This window comes from Streptomyces kronopolitis (genome assembly GCF_050953795.1).
Lineage (GTDB): Bacteria > Actinomycetota > Actinomycetes > Streptomycetales > Streptomycetaceae > Streptomyces > Streptomyces kronopolitis_A.
Genome location: NZ_CP191850.1, coordinates 1515178 through 1538309, shown reverse-complemented (window position 1 = coordinate 1538309; position 23132 = coordinate 1515178). Strand labels below are relative to the sequence as shown.

21 protein-coding genes and 1 tRNA gene are annotated in these 23132 nt (G+C 71.6%); 18 read left to right on the top strand and 4 right to left on the bottom strand.

Going from position 1 to position 23132, the window contains the following annotated elements; all coding sequences use genetic code 11:
* Nucleotides 1-37: 37 nt before the first annotated feature.
* From argC to ACQP17_RS06590, 6 genes are all read left to right on the top strand, one after another.
* Nucleotides 38-1066 (top strand): N-acetyl-gamma-glutamyl-phosphate reductase, encoded by a 1029-nt coding sequence (gene argC, locus ACQP17_RS06615; protein WP_433855401.1) that lies wholly within the window; start codon nt 38-40, stop codon nt 1064-1066.
* A gap of 76 nt (nt 1067-1142) precedes the next feature.
* Complete coding sequence (gene argJ / locus ACQP17_RS06610; protein ID WP_433855400.1) at nt 1143-2339, top strand: bifunctional glutamate N-acetyltransferase/amino-acid acetyltransferase ArgJ; 1197 nt, start codon at nt 1143-1145, stop codon at nt 2337-2339.
* A gap of 94 nt (nt 2340-2433) precedes the next feature.
* Nucleotides 2434-3372 carry an acetylglutamate kinase gene (argB, locus tag ACQP17_RS06605; RefSeq protein ID WP_433855399.1) on the top strand — a complete coding sequence of 313 codons (939 nt, stop codon included), beginning with the start codon at nt 2434-2436 and terminating at the stop codon, nt 3370-3372.
* The gene (locus ACQP17_RS06600; protein ID WP_433855398.1) at nt 3369-4604 is read left to right on the top strand and encodes an acetylornithine transaminase; all 1236 of its coding nucleotides are present in this window, start codon (nt 3369-3371) and stop codon (nt 4602-4604) included. Before argB ends, ACQP17_RS06600 begins: the two co-directional genes overlap by 4 nt.
* A gap of 8 nt (nt 4605-4612) precedes the next feature.
* Entirely contained in the window at nt 4613-5155 is a 543-nt protein-coding gene (locus ACQP17_RS06595; protein WP_189098458.1) for an arginine repressor, read from the top strand.
* Between the two features lie 279 nt (nt 5156-5434).
* Nucleotides 5435-6514 (top strand): mechanosensitive ion channel family protein, encoded by a 1080-nt coding sequence (locus tag ACQP17_RS06590; protein ID WP_433855397.1) that lies wholly within the window; start codon nt 5435-5437, stop codon nt 6512-6514.
* A 559-nt stretch (nt 6515-7073) separates the two neighbouring features.
* Here ACQP17_RS06590 and ACQP17_RS06585 read toward each other — a convergent pair.
* Nucleotides 7074-7147, bottom strand: a tRNA-Pro gene (locus ACQP17_RS06585).
* A 142-nt stretch (nt 7148-7289) separates the two neighbouring features.
* Between ACQP17_RS06585 and ACQP17_RS06580 the strand changes: the two genes are divergently transcribed.
* The 6 genes from ACQP17_RS06580 to ACQP17_RS06555 all read left to right on the top strand — a co-directional run bounded on the left by ACQP17_RS06580 (nt 7290) and on the right by ACQP17_RS06555 (nt 15103).
* Nucleotides 7290-7667, top strand: coding sequence for a DUF488 domain-containing protein (locus tag ACQP17_RS06580; RefSeq protein ID WP_433855396.1), 378 nt, complete (start codon nt 7290-7292; stop codon nt 7665-7667).
* A 117-nt stretch (nt 7668-7784) separates the two neighbouring features.
* The gene (locus ACQP17_RS06575; RefSeq protein WP_433855395.1) at nt 7785-8978 is read left to right on the top strand and encodes an argininosuccinate synthase; all 1194 of its coding nucleotides are present in this window, start codon (nt 7785-7787) and stop codon (nt 8976-8978) included.
* Nucleotides 8979-9124: 146 nt separating this feature from the next.
* Nucleotides 9125-10567, top strand: coding sequence for an argininosuccinate lyase (gene argH, locus ACQP17_RS06570; protein WP_433855394.1), 1443 nt, complete (start codon nt 9125-9127; stop codon nt 10565-10567).
* Between the two features lie 164 nt (nt 10568-10731).
* Nucleotides 10732-11283, top strand: coding sequence for a TetR/AcrR family transcriptional regulator (locus tag ACQP17_RS06565; RefSeq protein ID WP_433855393.1), 552 nt, complete (start codon nt 10732-10734; stop codon nt 11281-11283).
* Complete coding sequence (locus ACQP17_RS06560; RefSeq protein ID WP_433855392.1) at nt 11280-12899, top strand: MFS transporter; 1620 nt, start codon at nt 11280-11282, stop codon at nt 12897-12899. The genes ACQP17_RS06565 and ACQP17_RS06560 overlap by 4 nt, the downstream gene beginning before the upstream one ends.
* 233 nt (nt 12900-13132) lie before the next feature.
* Entirely contained in the window at nt 13133-15103 is a 1971-nt protein-coding gene (locus ACQP17_RS06555) for a bifunctional metallophosphatase/5'-nucleotidase (RefSeq protein WP_433855391.1), read from the top strand.
* A gap of 77 nt (nt 15104-15180) precedes the next feature.
* Here the strand turns inward: ACQP17_RS06555 and ACQP17_RS06550 are convergent, their stop codons facing one another.
* Nucleotides 15181-15849: a lysophospholipid acyltransferase family protein gene (locus ACQP17_RS06550; RefSeq protein WP_364878010.1), complete on the bottom strand. Its 669-nt coding sequence runs from the start codon at nt 15847-15849 to the stop codon at nt 15181-15183.
* 296 nt (nt 15850-16145) lie between these two features.
* Between ACQP17_RS06550 and ACQP17_RS06545 the strand changes: the two genes are divergently transcribed.
* A complete protein-coding gene (locus ACQP17_RS06545; RefSeq protein ID WP_433855390.1) occupies nt 16146-17285 on the top strand; it encodes a glycerophosphodiester phosphodiesterase in 1140 nt (379 codons plus the stop codon).
* Nucleotides 17286-17602: 317 nt separating this feature from the next.
* Nucleotides 17603-18142, top strand: a complete 540-nt coding sequence (locus ACQP17_RS06540; RefSeq protein WP_433855389.1) for a GNAT family N-acetyltransferase — start codon at nt 17603-17605, stop codon at nt 18140-18142.
* Between the two features lie 56 nt (nt 18143-18198).
* On the opposite strand, the gene ACQP17_RS06535 is transcribed toward ACQP17_RS06540, so the two are convergent.
* Both ACQP17_RS06535 and ACQP17_RS06530 read right to left on the bottom strand, forming a co-directional pair.
* Entirely contained in the window at nt 18199-18660 is a 462-nt protein-coding gene (locus ACQP17_RS06535) for a hypothetical protein (RefSeq protein ID WP_433855388.1), read from the bottom strand.
* Nucleotides 18653-19021 (bottom strand): hypothetical protein, encoded by a 369-nt coding sequence (locus tag ACQP17_RS06530; protein ID WP_189098475.1) that lies wholly within the window; start codon nt 19019-19021, stop codon nt 18653-18655. The genes ACQP17_RS06535 and ACQP17_RS06530 overlap by 8 nt, the downstream gene beginning before the upstream one ends.
* Before the next feature lie 117 nt (nt 19022-19138).
* On the opposite strand from ACQP17_RS06530, the gene ACQP17_RS06525 reads away from it, so the two are divergent.
* The 4 genes from ACQP17_RS06525 (at nt 19139) to ACQP17_RS06510 (ending at nt 22923) form a co-directional block, all read left to right on the top strand.
* On the top strand, nt 19139-19783 hold the full coding sequence (locus tag ACQP17_RS06525; RefSeq protein ID WP_433855387.1) for an HAD family hydrolase: 645 nt from the start codon (nt 19139-19141) through the stop codon (nt 19781-19783).
* Nucleotides 19784-20164: 381 nt separating this feature from the next.
* Nucleotides 20165-21238, top strand: a complete 1074-nt coding sequence (locus tag ACQP17_RS06520; protein WP_364878019.1) for a methionine ABC transporter ATP-binding protein — start codon at nt 20165-20167, stop codon at nt 21236-21238.
* Nucleotides 21235-21969 (top strand): methionine ABC transporter permease, encoded by a 735-nt coding sequence (locus ACQP17_RS06515; RefSeq protein ID WP_433855386.1) that lies wholly within the window; start codon nt 21235-21237, stop codon nt 21967-21969. Before ACQP17_RS06520 ends, ACQP17_RS06515 begins: the two co-directional genes overlap by 4 nt.
* 96 nt (nt 21970-22065) lie before the next feature.
* Nucleotides 22066-22923: a MetQ/NlpA family ABC transporter substrate-binding protein gene (locus ACQP17_RS06510; protein WP_433855385.1), complete on the top strand. Its 858-nt coding sequence runs from the start codon at nt 22066-22068 to the stop codon at nt 22921-22923.
* The last annotated feature ends 209 nt before the right edge of the window (nt 22924-23132 follow it).

Sequence of the window (23132 nt, the reverse complement as noted above, 5' to 3'; positions counted from 1 at the left end):
TCTATCCGTATAGTCATGCCATGAAGAAGGAGGGTCCATGACGGTGCGAGCGGCAGTGGCCGGGGCGAGCGGGTACGCGGGGGGTGAGGTGCTGCGTCTGCTTCTGGGGCATCCGGAGGTGGAGATCGGCGCGGTGACCGGGCACTCCCACGCGGGGCAGCGTCTGGGGGCGCTGCAGCCGCAGCTGCTTCCGCTGGCCGACCGGGAGCTGGCGCCGACCACGGCCGAGGTCCTGGCCGGGCACGAGGTCGTGTTTCTCGCGCTGCCGCACGGCCGGTCCGCCGCGGTCGCCGAGGAGCTCGGGCCCGAGGTGCTGGTCGTCGACTGCGGGGCCGACTTCCGGCTCGGTGATGCCGCGGACTGGGAGGCCTTCTACGGCACGGACCACGCGGGCACCTGGCCGTACGGGCTCCCCGAGCTGCCCGGGGGCCGCGCCGCCCTCCAGGGCACGCGGCGCATCGCGGTCCCTGGCTGCTACCCGACCGCGGTCTCGCTCGCGCTGTTCCCCGCCTACGCGGACCGGCTCGCCGAGCCCGAGGCCGTCATCGTGGCGGCCACCGGCACCTCCGGCGCCGGCAAGGCGCTCAAGCCGCATCTGCTGGGCTCCGAGGTCATGGGCGCGATGAGCCCCTACGGCGTCGGCGGCGGGCACCGGCACACCCCCGAGATGATCCAGAACCTCAGTGCGGTGGCCGGCGAGCGCGTCGGGGTCTCCTTCACCCCGACCCTCGCCCCCATGTCCCGCGGCATCCTCGCCACCTGCTCGGCGAAGGCGAAGCCCGGAGCGGACGCCGCCGCCGTGCGCGCCGCGTACGAGAAGGCGCTGGCCGACGAGCCGTTCGTGCGGCTGCTGCCCGAGGGCCAGTGGCCGTCGACCGCCTCCGTGTACGGCTCCAACACCGTGCAGATCCAGGTGACCCTGGACGCCGCGGCCGGCCGGATCATCGCGATCAGCGCCCTCGACAACCTCACCAAGGGGACCGCGGGCGGCGCGGTGCAGAGCATGAACCTCGCCCTGGGACTGCCCGAGGAGACGGGCCTGCCGAAGGTCGGGGTCGCCCCGTGACCTGCGTGGAGCGGGAGCGGCGGCAGGGACGGCAGGGCAGGACCGGCGGGGCCGGAACAACGACGGAGGACACGCAGTGAGCGTCACGGCAGCACAGGGATTCACGGCGGCGGGCATCGCGGCCGGGATCAAGGCCCCTCTCGCCAACGGGAGCGGCGGCAACCCGGACCTGGCCCTCGTGGTCAACCACGGGCCCCGCAGCGCCGCCGCCGGTGTCTTCACGTCCAACCGCGTCAAGGCGGCGCCGGTGCTCTGGACGGAACAGGTGCTGAAGAGCGGAGAGCTGTCCGCGGTCGTCCTCAATTCCGGCGGCGCCAACGCCTGTACCGGCCCGCAGGGCTTCCAGGACACCCACGCCACCGCGGAGAAGGTCGCCGCGTCGCTGAACACCGCGGGGTACGACGAGACCGGCGGGCACAACGCGGGCCTGATCGCCGTGTGCTCGACGGGCCTGATCGGCGTCACGCTGCCGATGGACAAGCTGCTGCCCGGCGTCGACAAGGCGGTCGCCCAACTCACCCCGCACGGCGGCGAGAAGGCCGCCATCGCCATCAAGACCACCGACAGCGTGCACAAGACCGCGCAGGTGAGCCAGGACAACTGGACCGTGGGCGGGATGGCCAAGGGCGCCGGCATGCTCGCCCCGGGCCTGGCCACCATGCTCGTGGTGCTCACCACCGACGCCGATGTGCCGTCGGCCGAGCTGGACCGGGCGCTGCGGGCGGCCACCCGCACCACCTTCGACCGGGTCGACTCCGACGGCTGCATGTCGACCAACGACACCGTGCTGCTGCTCGCCTCGGGCGCCTCCGGCGTCGTCCCGGACACCGCGGCGTTCGCCGAGGCGGTGCGCACGGTCTGCGACGACCTGGCCCGGCAGCTGATCGGGGACGCCGAGGGCGCCAGCAAGGACATCCGGATCGAGGTCGTCGGCGCGGCCACCGAGGACGACGCGGTCGAGGTCGGCCGCTCGATCGCCCGCAACAACCTCCTCAAGTGCGCGCTGCACGGCGAGGACCCCAACTGGGGCCGGGTGCTCTCCGCCATCGGCACCACCTCCGCCGCCTTCGAACCGGACCGGCTGAACGTCGCCATCAACGGCATCTGGGTCTGCAAGAACGGCTCGGTGGGCGAGGACCGCGACCTGGTCGACATGCGCTACCGGGAGGTGCGGATCACCGCCGACCTCGCCGCCGGTGGCGAGTCCGCGGTCATCTGGGCCAACGACCTCACCGCCGACTACGTCCACGAGAACAGCGCGTACTCGTCATGAGCGCGCACCCGAGGCTCCGGCGCGCGCTGTGTGCACAGCCCGACCGGGGGTGCCTCCCGCGCGCCGCGTGGGAGAGAAACGAGGCCGGACCGGCATGAGCACCCGCAAGCACACCGCACTTCCCAAGGCGCGCACCCTCATCGAGGCGCTGCCCTGGCTGACCCGGCACCACGGCAAGACCGTCGTCATCAAGTTCGGCGGCAACGCCATGATCGACGAGGAGCTCAAGCGCGCCTTCGCCCAGGACGTGGTCTTCCTGCGGCACGCCGGGCTGCGCCCCGTCGTCGTGCACGGCGGCGGCCCGCAGATCAGCGCCCAGCTCGACCTGCTCGGCCTGGAGTCGGAGTTCAAGGGCGGCCTGCGGGTCACCACGCCCGAGGCGATGAACGTCGTACGGATGGTGCTGGCCGGCCAGGTGCAGCGCGAGCTGGTCGGGCTGCTCAACGAGCACGGTCCGCTCGCCGTCGGCATGACCGGCGAGGACGCCCATCTGATGGCGGCCACCAAGCACTACGCCGACATCGACGGGGAGCGGGTGGACATCGGCCGGGTCGGTGAGATCACCGCCATCGACCCCGGCGCGGTCCACGCGCTGCTGGAGGACGGCCGGATCCCGGTCATCTCCTCCATCGCCCGCAGCAGCGACGAGGAGGACGCCGCCTCCGCGACCTCCGGCGCGTCCGGCATCTTCAACGTCAACGCCGACACCGCCGCGGCCGCACTCGCCGCGGCCCTCGGCGCCGAGACCCTGATGGTTCTCACCGACGTCGAGGGCCTCTACGAGGACTGGCCGAACAGCGACGAGGTGATCTCCCGCCTCACCGCCACGGAGCTGGAGAAGCTGCTGCCCGACCTGGCCAGCGGCATGGTGCCCAAGATGCGGGGCTGTCTGCACGCCGTCCGCAACGGCGTGCACACCGCCCGGGTCATCGACGGGCGGGTCCAGCACTCGATCCTGCTGGAGATCTTCACCGACGAAGGAATCGGCACGATGGTCGTGCCGGACGCGAACACGATCGAGGGGACGGCATGAGCCAGGCGGCACACGGCCACGGTCCGGTCACCAACGCGGGCCTCACCGGGCGCTGGCAGGGCGCCATGATGGAAAACTTCGGCACCCCCCGCGTCCCGCTCGTACGGGGCGAGGGCGCCAGGGTGTGGGACGCCGACGGCAAGGAGTATCTCGACTTCCTCGGCGGCATCGCGGTCAACTCCCTCGGCCACGCCCACCCCGCGGTGGTCCGCGCGGTCTCCGACCAGGTCGCCACGCTCGGCCACGTCTCCAACTTCTTCGTCAGCGAGCCCACCGTCGCCCTGGCCGAGCGGCTGCTCGCGCTGGCCGGTCGTCCCGGCCGGGTCTACTTCTCCAATTCCGGCGCCGAGGCCAACGAGGCCGCCTTCAAGATCGGCCGGCTGACCGGCCGCACCCACATGGTCTCCACGGCCGGCGGCTTCCACGGCCGCACCATGGGTGCCCTCGCGCTCACCGGCCAGCCCGCCAAGCAGGCCCCGTTCGCTCCGCTGCCCGGCGACGTCGACCACGTGCCCTACGGCGACACCGAGGCCCTGCGCGCGGCGGTCACCACCGACACCGCCTTCGTCATCCTGGAGCCCGTCCAGGGCGAGAACGGCGTGGTCGTGCCGCCGCCCGGCTACCTCCGGGCCGCCCGCGAGATCACCGCCGCCACCGGCACCCTGCTGGTCCTCGACGAGATCCAGACCGGCATCGGGCGGACCGGCCACTGGCTGGAGTCCGGGGCCCAGGGCGTCGAGGCGGACATCATCACCCTCGCCAAGGGCCTGGGCGGCGGCCTCCCCATCGGCGCCACCCTCGCCTTCGGCCCCGCCGCCGAGCTGCTCACCCCCGGTTCGCACGGGTCGACCTTCAGCGGCAACCCGGTCGTCTGCGCCGGCGCCCTGGCCGTCCTGGACACCATCGAGAAGGAGCACCTCCTCGATCACGTCAAGCGCGTCGGCGAGCGGCTGCGCGAGGGGACCGAGGCCCTGGGGCACCCGTTGGTCGGCCAGGTCCGCGGTGCGGGGCTGCTCCTGGGTATCGTCTTGACGGAGTCGCTCGCGCCGCAGGTGCAGCAGGCGGCTCAGGACGCGGGCCTCCTGGTGAACGCGGTCGCGCCGGACGTGGTCCGGCTCGCCCCGCCGCTGATCGTCTCCGACGACGAGGCGGAGGAGTTCCTCCGGAAGCTGCCCGCCGTCCTCAACACGGCCCGCCAAGGGGCCGACGGGGAACGACGAGCCGGAGACTGACGACAACGATGACCGAGCCGCAGGACAACGAGTCGCTCAACGGCGGCCAGGCCGTACCGCAGACCCGCACCGCCCGCCACCGCCGGATCGTGGACATCCTCAACCGGCTGCCGGTCCGCTCCCAGAGCCAGCTCGCCAAGCTGCTCGCCGACGACGGCCTGTCCGTCACCCAGGCGACGCTCTCGCGCGACCTGGACGAGCTGGGCGCGGTGAAGATCCGCAACACCGGTGGTGAGCTGATCTACGCGGTGCCCAGCGAGGGCGGCGACCGCAAGCCGCGGGCGCCACTGGGGGAGTCGGCCAAGGAGGAGCGGATGCGCCGCCTCTCGGGCGAACTCCTCATCTCCGCCGAGGCCTCCGCCAACCTCGTCGTCCTGCGCACCCCGCCGGGCGCCGCCCAGTTCCTGGCCTCCGCCATCGACCAGGCCGAACTGCACGACATCCTCGGCACCATCGCCGGCGACGACACCCTGATGCTCATCAGCCGCGACCCGGCGGGCGGCCAGGCCCTCGCCGCCCATCTGCTGCGGCTGGCACAGAAGGCGCACTAGCCGCAGCAGGCGCACCGGGCCTGCGGGGAACGCTCCCCGGCGCCCTTCACCGCCGCCCGGAGCGCTCCGTCCCGCCCCGGGCGGCGCCGGTGCGCGGAATCCACCCGAGCCACCCGCTGCCTGCCGAACCCCATACGGCAGGATGGCAGTTCGCGCCGGGACGTCCACGGATGTCCCGGCGCCTTCGCAGCCCTAGAGACAAGCAGGTGGCATGGTGACGAGACATCACATCCGGTTCATAGCAGGCCCGCTCCTCCCGGTCGCGGGAGGAACCGGCCGGTGAACCGCGCTGTGACACTGCACGACCTGATCGTGGCCGGGGCGGCGCTGGGCGCCGGCATCGTGGCCGGACTGCTGCTGCGCGTCGTCCTGCGGTGGCTGGGCAAGCACGCGCTGCGCACCCGGTGGAGCGGGGACGACGTCATCGTCGACGCCCTGCGGGCCGTGGTGCCCTGGGGCGCGGTCGCCGGCGGACTGGCGGCGGCCACCGCCGCGCTGCCGCTGACCCCGGTGATCGGACACACCGTCAACCGGACGCTGACCGTGCTGCTCATCCTGGTCGTCACGCTCACCGCGGCCCGGGTGATCACCGGTCTGGTGAAGTCCCTCGCGCAGTCCCGCTCCGGAGTGGCCGGCTCGGCGACCATCTTCGCCAACATCACCCGCATCATCGTCCTGGCGATGGGCTTCCTGGTCGTCCTGCAGACCCTGGGCATCTCCATCGCCCCGCTGCTGACCGCGCTCGGCGTGGGCGGCCTCGCGGTCGCCCTGGCCCTCCAGGACACCCTCGCCAACCTCTTCGCCGGCGTGCACATCCTCGCCTCCAAGACGGTGCAGCCCGGCGACTACATCCGGCTCAGCAGCGGGGAGGAGGGCTATGTCGTCGACGTCAACTGGCGCAACACCGTGGTGCGTCAGCTCTCCAACAACCTGGTGATCATCTCCAACGCCCAGCTGGCCGGCACCAACATGACCAACTTCACCCGCCCGGAACAGAAGTTGACGATCCTGGTGCAGGTGGGGGTCGGCTACGACAGCGACCTCGACCACGTCGAGCGGGTCACCACCGAGGTCGTCGAGAGCGTGATGAAGGACGTCAACGGCGGCGACCCCGACCACGAGGCGGCCGTCCGCTTCCACACCTTCGGTGACTCCCGCATCGGCTTCACGGTGATCCTGGGCGTCGGCGAGTTCAGCGACCAGTACCGGATCAAGCACGAGTTCATCAAGCGCCTGCACCGGCGCTACCGGGACGAGGGCATCCGGATCCCCTCCCCGGCCCGGACCGTGGCCCTCCAGAAGCCGGAGGAGATCGCGATTCCGCACCAGCGCGATCTGTCGTCGGACACGGTGCAGTAGGCGGATGGCCCGACCGGGCCCGGCTGCCCCGTGCGCCGGGCCCGGCCCCTGTGTGAGATGGCCGTGAGACGACGAAGCCCCGGCTCGGTGGAGTTCACCGGCCGGGGCTTCGCCGCGTCTCAGACAGCACAGGCGGTACGAAGCAGGCGCCTGGCGGTGGCTTCGCTCTCGGGCTGTCGCGGCAGGGTCTCGCTGTACGCGGGGTGCCCGGTCTGGCAGGCCCGGGTTGTAGGTTGCGGCATGTCGGTCTGCTTCCTTCAGATCGGCCAGCCCCGGGGCCGTTCGCGCGGTCGCCGGGGCGCTTCACGTTCAGGTAACCGGGGGGAGTGATCATGCGGAGGAGCCAACCCGGGGGCCAGGGAGGGGCCACGCTGGATACGGAAGGGGGGCCATCATGAGCGACACCACCGCGAGACGCCGCGAGTTCGGCGCCTACCTCGCCGGTCTGCGGCTGCTCGGCCGGCCTTGATCAACAGGGTGCGCGGGATTTCGTGAGACGGCGCTCCCGGAAACGATCAAAAGGGGCCCCGAAGGACCCCTCTGACCTGCTACTTCACCGTCGGGACGACAGGATTTGAACCTGCGACCCCTTGACCCCCAGTCAAGTGCGCTACCAAGCTGCGCCACGTCCCGGTGCCCGTGCCGGCCGGAGAATGCCCGGCCGGGGTGTGCAGAAGAAAAATACCCTGTCCCGGGCCATGAATCCAAAGCGGGGCCCGCCGGGGGTGCGTCCCGGCCTCCGGGCGGGGGGCTGGTGCCCGTGATTCGATGAGGTATGGGTGAAATGTTCCCGAAGGATGCCCTCCGGGTGCGTCGGGTGTACGAGGCGCCGGAGTCGGCGGACGGGGCGCGGGTGCTGATCGACCGGCTTTGGCCGCGCGGGCTGTCGAAGGCGGATGCCCGGCTCACCGAGTGGTGCAAGGACGTGGCGCCGTCGAATGAGCTGCGGCGCTGGTACGGCCATCAGGGGGAGCGGTTCGAGGGCTTCGCCGAGCGCTATCGCGCGGAGCTGGCGCAGGAGGGGGCCCGGGAGGCGCTGGAGCGGCTGCGGGGGCTCGCCGCCGAGGGGCCGCTGACGCTGCTGACGGCCACGAAGGACGTCTCCTCCAGTCATGCGACCGTGCTCACCGAGGTGCTCCAGGAGGGTGTCTGAGGCCTCGCCTCGCACCATCGACACGCCGCTGACCTGCATGTTCTCCGATGCGTTGACGAACCATACGGTGGAGTGCATACTTATACCCATCAGCGTATGCACCGTAAGGAGAAACCCGTGACCGAGCGCGTCGTACTCGCCTACTCGGGCGGCCTGGACACCTCCGTCTGTATCGGCTGGATCGCCGAGGAGACGGGCGCCGAGGTCATCGCCGTTGCCGTGGACGTCGGCCAGGGCGGCGAGGACCTGGACGTCATCCGCAAGCGTGCGCTTGCCTGCGGCGCGGTCGAGGCCGAGGTCGCGGACGCCAAGGACGAGTTCGCCGACGAGTACTGCCTCCCGGCGATCAAGGCCAACGCCCTGTACATGGACCGCTACCCGCTGGTCTCCGCGCTCTCCCGGCCGACCATCGTCAAGCACCTGGTCGCCGCCGCCAAGAAGCACGGCGCCACCACCGTCGCCCACGGCTGCACCGGCAAGGGCAACGACCAGGTCCGCTTCGAGGCCGGTATCTCCTCCCTCGCCCCCGACCTGAAGTGCATCGCCCCGGTCCGTGACTACGCGATGACCCGGGACAAGGCGATCGCCTTCTGCGAGGAGAAGGACCTCCCGATCGCGACCACCAAGAAGTCGCCGTACTCCATCGACCAGAACGTCTTCGGGCGGGCCGTGGAGACCGGCTTCCTGGAGGACATCTGGAACGCGCCGATCGAGGACGTGTACGAGTACACGGAGAACCCGGCCACCCAGCGGGAGGCCGACGAGGTCGTCATCACCTTCAAGGAGGGCGTCCCGGTCGCCCTCGACGGCAAGCCCGTCACCGTCCTCCAGGCCATCCAGCAGCTCAACGAGCGGGCCGGCGGCCAGGGCATCGGCCGGATCGACATGGTCGAGGACCGGCTGGTCGGCATCAAGTCCCGCGAGGTGTACGAGGCGCCCGGCGCCATCGCGCTGATCACCGCGCACCAGGAGCTGGAGAGCGTCACCGTCGAGCGCGAACTGGCCCGCTACAAGCGGCAGGTCGAGCAGCGCTGGGGCGAGCTGGTCTACGACGGCCTGTGGTTCTCCCCGCTCAAGCGCGCCCTGGACGGCTTCATCAACGAGGCCAACCAGCAGGTCAGCGGCGACATCCGGATGACCCTGCACGGCGGCCGCGCGGTCGTCACCGGCCGGAAGTCCGACCGGTCGCTGTACGACTTCAACCTCGCGACGTACGACACCGGCGACACCTTCGACCAGTCGCTCTCGAAGGGCTTCATCGAGCTCTTCGGCATGTCGAGCAAGATCGCGGCCAAGCGCGACCTGGCCTGATCCGCCTCGTTACCTTCGTACAGCGCCGCCTCCCCGCCCCGCGGTGGGGTGGGATCCCCCCTGGCCCGCCCGGCCTCGGGGGAGGCGGCACAGGGGGCCCGGGACGCGACCCGGAATGCCCGTCACAGCAGCCTTGAGGAGCAGCAGTGAGCAGCAACAGCGGTGACGTCCGGCTCTGGGGCGGCCGTTTCGCCGACGGGCCCGCCGAGGCGCTGGCCCAGCTGTCGGCGTCGGTCCACTTCGACTGGCGGCTGGCCCCGTACGACATCGCCGGCTCCCGCGCGCACGCCCGGGTGCTCCACACGGCGGGCCTGCTCACCGAGGACGAGCTGACCCGGATGCTCGCCGGGCTCGACCGGCTCGAGGCCGATGTCGCCGACGGCTCGTTCACCGGCACCGTCGCCGACGAGGACGTGCACTCCGCTCTGGAGCGGGGGCTGCTGGAGCGCCTCGGTCCGGACCTCGGCGGCAAGCTGCGGGCCGGCCGGTCGCGCAACGACCAGGTCGCCACGCTCTTCCGGATGTATCTGCGCGACCACGCCCGGATCATCGGCGGGCTGCTCGCCGACCTCCAGGAGGCGCTGGTCGGCCTCGCCGAGGCGCACCCGGACGTCGCGATGCCGGGCCGCACCCACCTCCAGCACGCCCAGCCGGTGCTCTTCGCCCACCACGTCCTGGCGCATGTGCAGTCGCTGTCCCGGGACGCCGAGCGGCTGCGGCAGTGGGACGAGCGCACCGCCGTCTCCCCGTACGGCTCCGGCGCGCTGGCCGGCTCCTCGCTCGGTCTCGACCCGGAGGCGGTCGCCGCCGACCTCGGCTTCGAGCGCGGCTCGGTCGGCAACTCCATCGACGGCACGGCCTCGCGTGACTTCGTCGCCGAATTCGCCTTCATCACGGCGATGGCCGGGGTCAACCTCTCGCGGATCGCGGAGGAGATCATCCTCTGGAACACGAAGGAGTTCTCCTTCGTGACGCTGCACGACGCCTTTTCCACCGGCTCGTCGATCATGCCGCAGAAGAAGAACCCGGACATCGCGGAGCTGGCGCGGGGCAAGTCCGGACGCCTCATCGGCAATCTGACCGGGCTGCTGGCCACGCTCAAGGCGCTGCCCCTCGCGTACAACCGTGACCTCCAGGAGGACAAGGAGCCGGTCTTCGACTCCTGCGACCAACTGGAGGTGCTGCTCCCGGCGTTCACCGGCATGATGGCGACCCTGACCGTCAACCGCGAGCGGATGGAGGAGCTGGCCCCGGCCGGTTTCTCGCTGGCCACCGACATCGCGGAGTGGCTGGTCAAGCAGGGGGTGCCGTTCCGGGTGGCGCACGAGGTCGCGGGGGAGTGCGTCAAGGAGTGCGAGGCGCACGGCATCGAGCTGGACCAGCTCACCGATGAGCAGTTCGCGAAGATCTCGCCGCATCTGACCCCGGAGGTCCGCGGCGTGCTGAACGTCCAGGGCGCGCTGGCCGCACGCAGTGGCCGCGGCGGCACCGCCCCCTCGGCGGTGGCGGTCCAGCTCGCCGAGGTGCGGGCCGATCTGGCCGGGCAGCAGGAGTGGGCGGCGGCCAAGCAGCCCCTGAAGCGGTCCTAGCGTCCGACGCGTACGACGGCGGCCCGCCCCCGGGAGAGACCGGGGGCGGGCCGCCGTCGTCGTTGCGCTCCCGGGGAGCGGCCGACCTCTCCCGTCGGGACGGGATCACGGCAGGCAACGCGTGGAGTGAGACATTGGTGTCTCATTCGGGTAGTGTATGTCTCATGGCTGTGGACCGGGAGCAGGTACTCAAGGAGGCCGCCGCGTTGCTCACGCGGCGGGCGACGACGTCGATGGACGAGATCGCCCGTGCGGCGGGCATCAGCAGGGCGACCCTGCACCGGCACTTCGCCGGGCGCGACGCCCTGATCAAGGCGCTGGAGGAGCAGGGGATAGCGCAGTTCGCGCAGGCCGTCGACCGGGCGCGGCTGGCCGAGGGGGACGCCGGCGGGGCGCTGCGCCGGCTGATCGGCGAGACCGAACCGGTCGCCGACATGCTGGCCTTCCTCTCCACCGAGAACCAGCTCTTCGAGGGCGGTGAGATCAACGCCGGCTGGCTGGAACTCGACGCCCGGATCTCCGCCCTGTTCCGACGCGGCCAGGAAGAGGGCGACTTCCGGATCGATCTGAGTCCGGCCTGGCTCACCGAGGCCCTCTACGGACTGATCGGCGCCGGCGCCTGGGCCGTCCACGAAGGGCGCGTCGCCCGCAACGACCTCAACCACTCGATCGCCGAGCTGCTGCTCGGCGGCATCCGACGGAGCATGGAGAAATGACCGAGACCATAGCGTCAGGACCGGCCGGTTCGGCCCATGTGGACGACCAGCCCCGGCCGGGGCGCTGGCTCGCGCTGGCCGTCCTCGTCCTCGCCGTTCTGCTGGTCGGCGTCGATGCCACGGTCCTCGGCCTCGCCACCCCCTTCCTGAGCGAAGACCTGCGCCCCTCCGGCACCCAGCTGCTGTGGATCGGTGACATCTACTCCTTCGTCATCGCCGGTCTGCTGGTGTCCATGGGCAGCCTCGGCGACCGCGTCGGCCGCAAGAAGCTGCTGCTGATCGGCTCCGTCGGCTTCGGCGCGATGTCGGTGCTCGCCGCGTACGCCTCCAGCGCGGAGATGATGATCGCCGCGCGGGCCCTCCAGGGCGTGGCCGGCGCGACGCTGATGCCCGCCACCCTCGCGCTGATCCGCAACCTCTTCCACGACCCCAGGGAGCGCAGCCTCGCCATCGGCATCTGGGGCGCGATGGCCTCGGCCGGCATGGCCGTCGGGCCGGTCCTCGGCGGCTTCCTGCTGGGCCACTTCTGGTGGGGCTCGGTCTTCCTGATCAACCTGCCGGTGATGGCGCTGCTGGTCGCCGTCGGTGCCAAGGTCATCCCGGAGTCGCGCAATCCGGACCCCGGCCCCTGGGACATCCCCAGCGTCGGGCTCTCCCTCGTCGGCATCGTCGCCGTCGTCTACGCCGTCAAGGAAGCGGCCGTGGAGGGCTACCGCTGGGACATCGCCGTGGCGGCGGTCCTCGGGGTGCTCGCGCTCATCTGGTTCGTCCGCCGGCAGCTGACCCTGCCCTCACCGCTGCTGAACATGAAGCTCTTCGCGCACCGCGGCTTCTCCGGGGCCGTGCTGGCGGATCTGCTGACCATCCTCGGGCTGTCCGGCCTGGTCTTCTTCCTCTCCCAGTTCCTCCAGATGGTGCAGCAGCGCTCGCCGCTGAACGCCGGGCTGGTCGAACTCCCGGCCGCGATCGGCGCGGTGGGCGCGGGCCTGGCGGCCGGCTGGGTCGCCCGGAAGCTGTCCGTACGGATCGTGGTGGCCGGCGGTCTCGCCGTGGTGGGGCTGGCGCTGGTCGGCTGTACCACCCTGCACGCCGACACCGGCACCGCGGCGCTGTGCTTCATCCTCTTCATCGTCGGGGTCGGCGCCGGGTTCTCGTTCACCGTCACCGCCGACGTGATCCTCTCCAATGTGCCGAAGGAGGAGGCGGGCGCCGCCTCCGCGGTCTCCGAGACGGCCTACGAACTCGGCGCGGCCCTCGGCATCGCCCTGCTCGGCTCCATCGTCACCAGCATCTACCGGGGGTTCCCGACGCCCGGCGGGGTGTCCGAGCCCGCCGCCGACGCCGCCCGGGAGTCGCTCGGCGGCGCCGTCGAGACCGCCGGCCAACTTCCCGGCGGTCAGGGCGGGGCGCTGCTGAAGGCCGCTCAGGACTCCTTCGTGGACGGCGTGGACGTCGCGGCCGGGGTGGGCGCGGCGGTCCTGCTGGCCGCGGCGGGAGCCGCCTGGTTCCTGCTCCGCGGCCAGGAGCTGGGCAGCAGCCCGGCCGACGCCGACACCGCGGCCTTCGCCACCGGCGGGCAGGAGCCCCGCAGGACCGGCCCGGCCGAGCGCCCGTAACACCCGTCTCGCCGAACGGCCCTCCGCCGGACGGCGGGCACACACCGCGCCCCAGGGCGTGTCCCGTGAATCAGGTGCCGCGCACCCTGCATGATCCACGGGACAACGCCCTGGGGGCGACTGTCCCCCGCCCGTTCACGCCCGGTACGCGTCGTGGTGACCGGCCGTCCCGAGCGGCTTGCTTGACTCTCCCGTCGTCCCCTCACGGACGGCCCGCTCAGGAGAGTGACGCAGTGCGCGACATCGGACGACGCTCCTTCTTCACCGCCGCGGGGGCTCTGGCCACCGCGAGCGCCATCGGCAGCAACGCCTACGCCACCGGCCACGCCCGCGACGCGGCCGGCGCCGACGAGTACGTAGACGTCCAACTCCTCAACATCACCGACCTGCACGGCTACCTCCAAGGCGCCCCCGGCGCCCACTCGATCATCACCGGAGCCGGCGGGAAGACCTACACCGTCGGGGGCGTCGCCTATATGGCCGCCCACCTGGAGCGGCTGCGCGACGGCCGCCGCAACTCCCTCTTCTTCGCCCCCGGCGACCTCTTCTCCGGCTGGGAGTTCGACGCCGCCTCCTTCGCCGACGAGCCCACCATCGAGGCCCTCAACGCCATGGGCCTGGACTTCGCCTCGGCCGGCAACCACGAGTTCGACAAGTCCGCGACCTACCTCACCTCGCACATGGAGGACGGCGACAGCTACCCGGTCACCGGCCGCGACGACGACTTCAAGGACTCCACCGGCCGCCGTTTCCGCGGCGCCGAGTTCCCCTACTACAGCGCCAACATGGTCTGGCACTCCAACGGCGAACTGGTGCTGCCGCCCTACAACATCGTGCAGGTGGACGCCGGCGGCGGCCGCCGGCTGCCGATCGGCTTCATCCATCTGACCGCCATCGGCACCGAGTCCTTCCCCGGCTCATACCAGCCGGGCCTGCGGACCCTGGACGAGCTGGCGACCGCCAACCGCTGCGCCGCGGAGCTCAAGAAACGCGGCGTCAACGCGATCGTGCTGAGCATGCACGACGGCGCGGTGGCCGGCAGCGACTTCTCCAGCGGCAAGAACCCCTCCGGGCCCGCCTACGAACTCGCGCTGCGCGCCTCCCCGGACATCGACGCCATCGTCACCGGCCACTGGCACTGCGCCTTCACGATGATGCTGCCCGACCCCAACGGCGACCCCCGGCCGTTCGTCGAGGCCGGCTGTTACGGCCAGCTCATCAACGAGATCAATCTGCGGCTGGACCGTTCCACCGGCTCGGTGATCCGGGAGCTGACCACCTCCGTCAACCACCCCAACACCCGCGAGGTGACGCCGGACCCCGAGCTGCGGTCGATCGCCGGCTACTGGGCGGACTACGGCAGCCGGCGCGCCCGCAGCAGCCTGGGCACCCAGACGGCCTCCTTCACCCGGCGCCGCAACGCCGCGGGGGAGAGCACCATGGGCGACCTCGTGGCCGACTGGGCGCTGTGGGCCGGCCGTCAGGAGCACGGCCCGATGGACGACCCCGCGGAGCACCCCAACACCCCGGCCGACCTCGCCGTCATCGCGGTCGCCCCGCGCGTCGGCCAGGCCGTCATCGCCGGCGACCTGATCCGTGACGAGGCGTCGGGCGGCACCGTCACCTTCGCGCAGGCCTGGAACTCCGTCGGCTTCGGCGACCCGATCATGACCGTCACGGTCACCGGCCGGCAGATCCACGACGCGCTGGAGGAACAGTGGGCGCCGATCGCCGGTGGGGGGCTCGGCTACTCGCCGCTGGCCGTCTCCGCCAACGTCCGCTACAGCTTCGACGCGGCGGGGCCGGCGGGCCGGCGGATCGACCCGTCCGATGTCTTCATCGACGGCACCGCCCTCAGCCTCACCCGCAAATACCGCCTCGCCGCCCCCTCCTACACCCTCATCAACCAGGACGGCTTCAGCGCCTTCACCGGATTCACCGCACCGGTCCGGCACACCCGTGACTTCGAGAGCTTCGTCTCCTTCGTGCGGACCAAGAAGCGGCTGGCACCGGCCCCGTTGAACCGGGTGTCGGTCAAGAACGCGGGGGTGCCCGGCGCCCGCACCGGCACCGTCGTGCGTCACCAGCAACTGCTCCAGGTCGACGGCAGCCTGGTCCCGCGTGCCGAGGCCGCGCTGCGCACGGCGCGGCCCGGCAGCGGCGGGGGACGGCGCGGGCCCGGTGGCTTCCGGGTGCCCTGCTGACCCTCGTGCGAGCGGCACCCGCACGCAGCGGGCCCCCTCCGCGGAACGGAGGGGGCCCGCTGTACGGCGGTGGGCGCTCAGGCGGCCCGGGCCTTGGTGGCGTAGATGTCGACGTACTCCTGGCCGGACAGCTCCATGACCTCGCTCATCACCTCGTCGGTGACGGCGCGCAGCACATAGCGGTCGCGGTCCATGCCGTCGTAGCGGGAGAAGTCCAGCGGGGCACCGAAGCGCACCGTCACCGGCGCGATGTGCGGGCGGCCCTTGCCGCCGGGCTGCACCTTGTCCGTGCCGATCATCGCGAACGGGACCACGGGCGCGCCGGTCATCAGGGTCAGCCGGGCGATGCCGGTGCGGCCGCGGTAGAGCCGGCCGTCGGGGGAGCGGGTGCCCTCCGGGTAGATGCCGAAGACGCTGCCCTCCTCCAGGATCCGGCGGCCGGTCATCAGCGCGGCGACGCCGCCGTGCCCGCCGTCCCGGTCCACCGGGATCATGCCGGAGCTGGTGAAGAACCAGGCCATCGCGCGGCCCTTGAGGCCCTTGCCGGTGACGTACTCGTCCTTGCCGATGAAGTACACCGGGCGCTTGACCACCAGGCTCAGGAAGAGCGAGTCGATGAACGTGACGTGGTTACCGGCCAGGATCACCGGCCCGGTCGCCGGAATGCGCTCCATGCCCTCCACCTTCGGGCGGTACAGGACACGCATGACGAATCCGAGAATCGCCTTCAGCACAATGCGGGACAACGGGCCCTCCGGGTCGTGGTGGTCAAGTCGAGCAGGCACAGAACTCTGCAGCCCAGGACGATACTCGCGGGTCACTCCCGCGCGCACATCGGGTTTACGAGGTCGATACACACAGTTGACGTGTGGTACCTCCCCATGTTCTCCCTGAACTTCGCGTGCGTCTCCCCGGCATCACCCGTCCGTGCTTACGATCGGCCTGGTTCCGTGGGCCGGGGTGCAACACGCCTCACCGCACGCCGGAAAACACCCGGAAGCACGTGCAGGACGACAGAAGATCTCTTCGAAGGAGCGTGTGTATGCACAAGCGGGAGCAGCCGGGACGGCGGACGCTGCTGGGGGCGGCGGCCCTCGGTGCGGGAGCGGCGGTGTTCGGCGGGGCCGGCCAGGCCAGTGCCCGGGAGCGCGGTGGCGAGGCCGCCCGGGAGCTGCCGGTGCCGCTGATCATCGGCCACCGCGGCGCCAGCGGCTACCGCCCCGAGCACACCTTCGGGTCCTACCAACTCGCCCTCGACATGGGCGCGGACGTCATCGAGCAGGACCTCGTCCCCACCAAGGACGGCCACCTCGTGTGCCGTCACGAGAACGACATCACCGCCACCACCGATGTCTCCGCGCACCCCGAGTTCGCCGGCCGCAAGACCACCAAGAGCGTCGACGGGGTGAAGCTGACCGGCTGGTTCACCGAGGACTTCACGCTCGCCGAGCTCAAGACGCTGCGCGCCAAGGAGCGCATACCGGGCACCCGCCAGCACAACACCCTCTACGACGGCCGGTGGGAGGTGCCGACGTTCGAGGAGGTGCTGCAGTGGGCCGAGCGGGAGGGCCGCAAGCGCGGCCGCCGGGTCTGGCTGCACATCGAGACCAAGCACCCCACCTACTTCCGTGGGCTCGGCCTGCCGCTGGAGGAGCGGGTGGCCAAGGCGCTGCGCGCCCACGGCCGGCACCGTAAGGACTCCCCGAACTTCCTCCAGTCCTTCGAGCCCAGCAGCCTCCAGCGCCTGGGCCGGCTCGTCGGCTGCCCGAAGATCGTCCTGCTGGGCACGCCCGACACCCGGCCCTGGGACTTCGAAGAGGCCGGGGACCCGCGCACGGTCGCCGACCTCATCAAGCCCGAGGGCCTGAAGTGGATCGCCGGCTTCGCCCAGGGCATCGGCCCGGACCTCACGGTGATCATCCCGCGGGACAAGGACGGCAAGCTGGGCACGCCCACCTCCGTCGTCAAGGACGCCCACGCCGCGGGGCTGGTGCTGCACCCGTACACGGTCCGCAACGAGAACACCTTCCTGCCGACGGATCTGCGCCGCGGCTCCGACCCGAACGCCTACGGCGACTCCTTCGCCTACTTCAAGGCGCTGCTGGGCACCGGCATCGACGGACTGTTCTCCGACAACTGCGACACCGCGCTGCTGGCCGCCGCGGAGTTCCGCAAGCACTGACCGGACGCCGGGGCCCGGCCGCCACCGCGGCCGGGCCCCGGACCGGCACCACCCCGCCGCCCTCTCATCTGAGTTGGGAATGTCACAGGAGAGCCGGCCGCCGGTCCGTTCCGCTCGTCCGGTGCGCCCGCGCAGAATGCTCGCGGCGGAGATTGCCGCTGCCCCAATCCGGGGAGTCCGGAGGGAGCAGTGTCAGCCCCGCCACGGCGGCGCCGGGTACCCCGCGGAGCCGCCTGTCAGGGCACATCGTTCCGGGCGCACCCCTCACACCCTCAGCGCGCCCGGGCCAGCGAACCGAATAGGGGAGGCATAGGCGCATGGGCACGAGTGTGACCATCTCTGCGGCGACCGACCAGGAAGCCGAGCAGATCCTCAAACTCCAGTACCTCTGCTACCAGCAGGAAGCCGCGCTCCACGACGACTACGGCATCGAGCCGCTCACCCAGACGCTCCAGGCGCTGCGCGCCGAGCTGGGCGAGGGCTGCGTGGTGGTCGCCCGGCTCGGCGAGGAGGTGGTCGGATCCGTGCGCGGCAGCGTCGGGGAGGACGGCACCGCACGGATCGCCAAGCTCATCGTGCACCCGCGGATGCGGCGGCACGGCCTGGGCGGGCGGCTGCTCGACGCGGTCGAGCGGCGGCTCGCGGACGAGCACGCGGCCCTGCGCTACCGCCTGTTCGCCGGGCAGCGCGACGGCAACCTGCGGCTCTACCGCAGCCACGGCTATGCCCCGGTGGCCACCGAGCGGTCCGGCTCCCGCGGCGGCGTGGTGACGCTGGAGAAGGAACCGGCCGGGCAGGTCGCCCCGGTGGCGGCGCCCGCCGGACCGGGCGTGGGCGAACTGGCCGCGCAGGCGTAGCGGCCCGCGCGCAGCCGGCGGAACACCAGGGGGCGGGCCCGGTCGCGGGCCCGCCCTCAGCCCTCCACCGGGGCGGCCGGCCGCTCCGTACGGGCCCGGCGCAGCCACAGCAGCCCGGTGACGGGCAGGATGACCGGGATGAACAGATAGCCCATGCCGTAGTCCGACCAGACCGTGGCGTCGGGGAAGGCGGAGGGGTCCAGCAGCGTCCAGGTGCCGACGCCGAGCACCCCGGCCAGCTCCAGCGCGCAGCAGGCCAGCGCGGCCCGGCGGGCGCCCTCGCCGCCGCGCACCAGCGAGAAGAGGATGAACGCGTAGACGACCGCGGAGAGCGCCGAGAGGCTGTACGCCAGCGGGGCCCGGTCGAACCGGGCGAGGAGCTGGTAGAGCGAGCGGGACGCGGCCGCGACGGTGAAGACGCCGTAGAGCGCGACCAGCAGCCGTCCCGGGCCGGTGCCCAGCGAACGCCGCTTCGGCACGGCGCCCGCCGTCTCGCGGGCCGTGGTGGTCTCAGGCACTGCCGCCTCCCCAGATGTCGAACAGCCGTACTTCCAGTACGGCCAGCACCACGGCGCCCGCGGCGGCGGTGGCCGAACCCCAGCGGGTGCGCTCCGAGAGCGACATGAACCCGGTCGCGGGCACGCAGGCGGCCGCCCCGAGCAGATACGCCACGAAGAGCGCGGTGCCCTTGTCCGGCGAGTGTCCGCCGGCCAACTGCACGACGGCGATGACCAGTTGGACGACGCCGAGCAGCGACACCAGGGCCATGCCGATGAAGTGCCAGTCCTTGGTGGGCTGGTCCCGGAAGGCGGCGAGGCCGCACCAGCAGGCGAGGGCGAGAGCGGTCACCGCGACCGCGACCGTCAGCGCGTCGATCACCGGGGCCTCCGGGCGGCATGCCGGTACGCCGTGGGGTTGTGGAGCATGGGGTGATGCTAATCGCCCGGCGGCGGGCGGCCGTCTCCGGCCCCGCCGTGGCCCGTACGCTGGTGCAGCATGAAGATCACCGCTGATGCGCTCCTTTTCGACAACGACGGCACCCTCCTCTCCTCCCTGGAGTCCGTCTACCGCTGCTGGTCCCGGTGGGCGCGGGAGTACGGGGTCACCGAGGAGGACTTCGCCCGGGTCGCGCTGCACGGCCGCCCGGCGGCGGAGATAGTCGCCGACCTGCTCCCAGCGGACGTCGTGCCGGCCGCGGTGGCCCGGATCGAGCAGCTGGAGGTCGAGGACGCCGGGGGAGTGGTGGCGCTGCCCGGCACCCTCGCCCTGCTGGAGAGCCTGCCGGCCGAGCGGTGGGCCGTGGTCACCTCCGCCACCCGCCGGCTGGCGGAGGCCCGGCTGGCCCGGGCCGGGATCCGGCCGAAGAACGTGATCGCCGCCGACGACATCACCCGGGGCAAGCCGGACCCGGAGCCGTTCCTGCTGGCCGCCCGGCGGCTGGGGGCGGACCCGGCCCGCTGCGTGGTCTTCGAGGACGCCCCCGTCGGGCTGGCGGCGGGCCGCGCGGCCGGCATGGTGACCGTGGCGTTGGCCACAACGCACCGGGCCGAGGAGCTGTCGGCGGACGTCGTGGTTCCCGACCTCTCGGCGGTATCCGCCCAGGCCACGGACGGATCGGTGCAGATCACCCTCGCGTCGTAGCGCACTGTCCACGGGTCGGTCAGGCCTGTCCGTCATACGGACTGGCTTGATCGACCCGCACAGCTGTCTGGTTTACTTCCGGCCATGACCACGACGAGCTACCGCACCCCTGCGACCGAGGCGTACCTGACGCCCGGTGCTCGTCGCATGTGTCGAATGTGTGACCGCTGAGGGCCCCCGCCTGAGCCTCGCGCCCCGAAGCGAGACCCACCGCCATGCGCCGTTCGCCGGACAGCCGACGGCCACGGCCGCCCCGCGTCACCGGAACCCGGAGCCGGGCCCCCCGCCCGCCACCGCGCCCGTTCCCCCCTGCCGCACTCGCAAGAATGCCCCGTGCCCCGGCGGACGACCGCCGAGCACTCGACAGTGACGGAATTCCCTGTGATCACCACTTCGGGCCTGACCAAGGTCTACCGTTCCGGAGACCGCGAAGTCACCGCCCTGGACGGCGTCGATCTGCACGTCCGCGAGGGCGAGGTGTACGGCGTCATCGGCCAGAGCGGCGCCGGTAAATCCACCCTCATCCGCTGCCTCAACCTCCTGGAGCGCCCCACCTCCGGCACGGTCACCGTCGCCGGCCAGGAGCTGACCTCGCTCGCCGGGCGCGGGCAGCGGGCGAGCGCCCCGCTGCGCGCCGCCCGCAGCCACATCGGCATGGTCTTCCAGCACTTCAACCTGCTGTCCTCGCGCACCGTCCAGGACAACGTCGAGCTGCCGCTGGAGATCCTCAAGGTCGACCGCCGCGAGCGCTCCCGCAAGGCGCTGGAGCTGCTGGAGCTGGTCGGCCTCGCCGACAAGGCCAAGGCCTACCCCGCCCAGCTCTCCGGTGGCCAGAAGCAGCGCGTCGGCATCGCCCGCGCACTGGCCGGCGACCCCAAGGTGCTGCTCTCCGACGAGGCCACCAGCGCCCTGGACCCGGAGACCACCCGCTCCATCCTCCAGCTGCTGCGTGACCTCAACCGCAAGCTGGGCCTGACCATCGTGCTCATCACGCACGAGATGGACGTGGTCAAGTCGATCTGCGACTCGGCCGCGCTGATGAAGGACGGCCGGGTCGTCGAGCAGGGCACCGTGGCCGAGCTGCTCGCCACCCCCGGCTCCGAGCTGGCCCGCGAGCTGTTCCCGGTCGGCGGCGAGCCCTCGGCCGAGAACCGCACCGTCGTCGACATCACCTTCCACGGGGCGGCCGCCACCCGCCCGGTGATCTCCGAGCTGTCGCGCACCTACAACGTCGACATCTCGATCCTCGGCGCCGCCATGGACACCGTCGGCGGCAAGCAGGTCGGCCGGATGCGCATCGAGCTGCCCGGCCGCTTCGAGGAGAACGTCGTGCCCATCGGCTTCCTGCGGGAGCAGGGGCTGCAGGTGGACGTGGCGGACGTGACCGCCGAAGCAGTCGACGAAGCCGTGACCCCGGTGCCCGCCGGCGCGCTGCAGAAGGAAGGTGCCAAGTGACCTGGAACGAGATGCAGCCGCTGCTGTACGACCGCACGCTCGACACGCTCTTCATGGTGTGGTGGTCGGGGTTCTACGCGGTGCTCCTAGGCATCCCGCTCGGCGTGCTGCTGCACCTGACCCACCGCGGCGCCGTCCTGCAGAACGTCGTCGTGAACAAGGTGCTCGGCGCGATCGTGAACATCGGGCGGTCCTTCCCGTTCCTGATCCTGATCGTCGTGCTGATCCCCTTCACCCGGTTCCTCGTCGGCGTCTCCATCGGCCCGACCGGCGCGGTGGTCCCGCTCGTGATCGCCGCCGTGCCGTTCTTCGCCCGGCTGGTGGAGGCCGCCCTGCGCGAGGTCGACCACGGCCTGGTCGAGGCCGCCCACTCCATGGGCGGCGGTACCTGGACCATCGTCTTCAAGGTGCTGCTCCCGCAGGCGCTGCCCGCACTGATCGCGGGCGTCACCACCCTGGTCATCCAGCTGGTCGGCTACTCCGCCATCGCCGGCGCGGTCGGCGGCGGCGGTCTGGGCGACCTCGCCTACACCTACGGCTACCAGCAGTACGAGACCCCGCTGATGATCGCCACCGTGGTGGAGCTGATCATCCTGGTCACCTTCGTCCAGGTGCTCGGCGACCGCCTCGTGCGCCGGCTCGCCCAGCGCGGCACCCGCGCCTCCTCCCGGCGTGTCGGCCTGCGCCGCACCCGTCACGAGGAGCCGGCCGCCGTCACCGAAGCCGCCTGACCCGGAGCCACCCGCTCCGCCCCCGGAGCCCGGACCCTTTGCCGGGCGTACCCCACGCGGAACCCTCGCGTGTGACACAAGAAAGAGGCACTCTTCGTGCGCAACACCGTCAAGATCACCGTGGCCGTCGCCGCCGCTTCCGCCGTCGCCCTCGGCGCGAGCGCCTGCTCGGCCCCCTCCGACACCACCGCCAGCAGCGACAAGGGTGACAAGAACGCACCCCTGGTCGTCGCCGCCAGCCCCACCCCCCACGGCGCCATCCTCGACTTCGTCAAGAACGAGCTGGCCGCCAAGGCGGGCCTGAAGCTGGTCGTCAAGCCGTTCAACGACTACAAGATCCCCAACAAGGTCACCGACGACGGCCAGGTCGACGCCAACTTCTTCCAGCACAAGCCGTTCCTGGACACCTTCAACAAGGAGAACGGCACGCACATCGTGCCCGTCCAGAACGTCCTGATCGAGCCGCTGGGCGTCTACTCCAAGAAGATCCAGAAGCTCTCGGAGCTGAAGCCCGGCAGCACCGTCTCGGTCCCCAACGACCCCTCCAACGAGGGCCGTGCGCTCAAGCTCCTCGCCGACCACGGCGTGATCACCCTCAAGCCCGGCGTCGGCTCCGACGCCAAGCTGACCGACGTCAAGGACGACAAGGGCGTCAAGCTCACCGAGCTGGAGGCCGCGCAGACCGCCCCCCGCATCGACGACGTCGACGCCGCGGTCATCAACGGCAACTTCGCCATCGGCGCGAAGCTCAAGCCCTCCAAGGACGCGCTGGCGCTGGAGAAGGCGAAGGGCAACCCCTACGCCAACTTCCTCGCGGTGAAGAAGGGCAACGAGAACGACCCGCGGATCAAGAAGCTCGCCAAGCTGCTGAACTCCCCCGAGGTCAAGAAGTTCATCGAGGACAAGTACAAGGACGGCTCGGTCATCCCGGCCTTCGGCCCGGCCGGCAGCTGATCCGCGCCGTCCGCCGTCCCGCGCCCGCCCTCCCGCGGGCGGGCGCGAGGCACGGCATCGTCGGCTTCCGCGCAGGTCACCGCGGGGTGGCCGACCGTACTGACGCCCCCCGGGCCCCGGACCGCCGAGTGTGCGGCCGGGGCCCACGCGCGTGGCACACCCCACCGCCGATGCTGCATGCTGGTGCATTCAAGACGGTCAAGACGGCC

Bases quoted from the DNA above. Each gene is read 5' to 3' on its own strand.
- argC (WP_433855401.1), top strand. From the start codon at position 38: ATGACGGTGCGAGCGGCAGTGGCCGGGGCGAGCGGGTACGCGGGGGGT.
- argB (WP_433855399.1), top strand. From the start codon at position 2,434: ATGAGCACCCGCAAGCACACCGCACTTCCCAAGGCGCGCACCCTCATC.
- ACQP17_RS06600 (WP_433855398.1), top strand. From the start codon at position 3,369: ATGAGCCAGGCGGCACACGGCCACGGTCCGGTCACCAACGCGGGCCTC.
- ACQP17_RS06595 (WP_189098458.1), top strand. From the start codon at position 4,613: ATGACCGAGCCGCAGGACAACGAGTCGCTCAACGGCGGCCAGGCCGTA.
- ACQP17_RS06580 (WP_433855396.1), top strand. From the start codon at position 7,290: ATGGGTGAAATGTTCCCGAAGGATGCCCTCCGGGTGCGTCGGGTGTAC.
- ACQP17_RS06565 (WP_433855393.1), top strand. From the start codon at position 10,732: ATGGCTGTGGACCGGGAGCAGGTACTCAAGGAGGCCGCCGCGTTGCTC.
- ACQP17_RS06560 (WP_433855392.1), top strand. From the start codon at position 11,280: ATGACCGAGACCATAGCGTCAGGACCGGCCGGTTCGGCCCATGTGGAC.
- ACQP17_RS06545 (WP_433855390.1), top strand. From the start codon at position 16,146: ATGCACAAGCGGGAGCAGCCGGGACGGCGGACGCTGCTGGGGGCGGCG.
- ACQP17_RS06540 (WP_433855389.1), top strand. From the start codon at position 17,603: ATGGGCACGAGTGTGACCATCTCTGCGGCGACCGACCAGGAAGCCGAG.
- ACQP17_RS06525 (WP_433855387.1), top strand. From the start codon at position 19,139: ATGAAGATCACCGCTGATGCGCTCCTTTTCGACAACGACGGCACCCTC.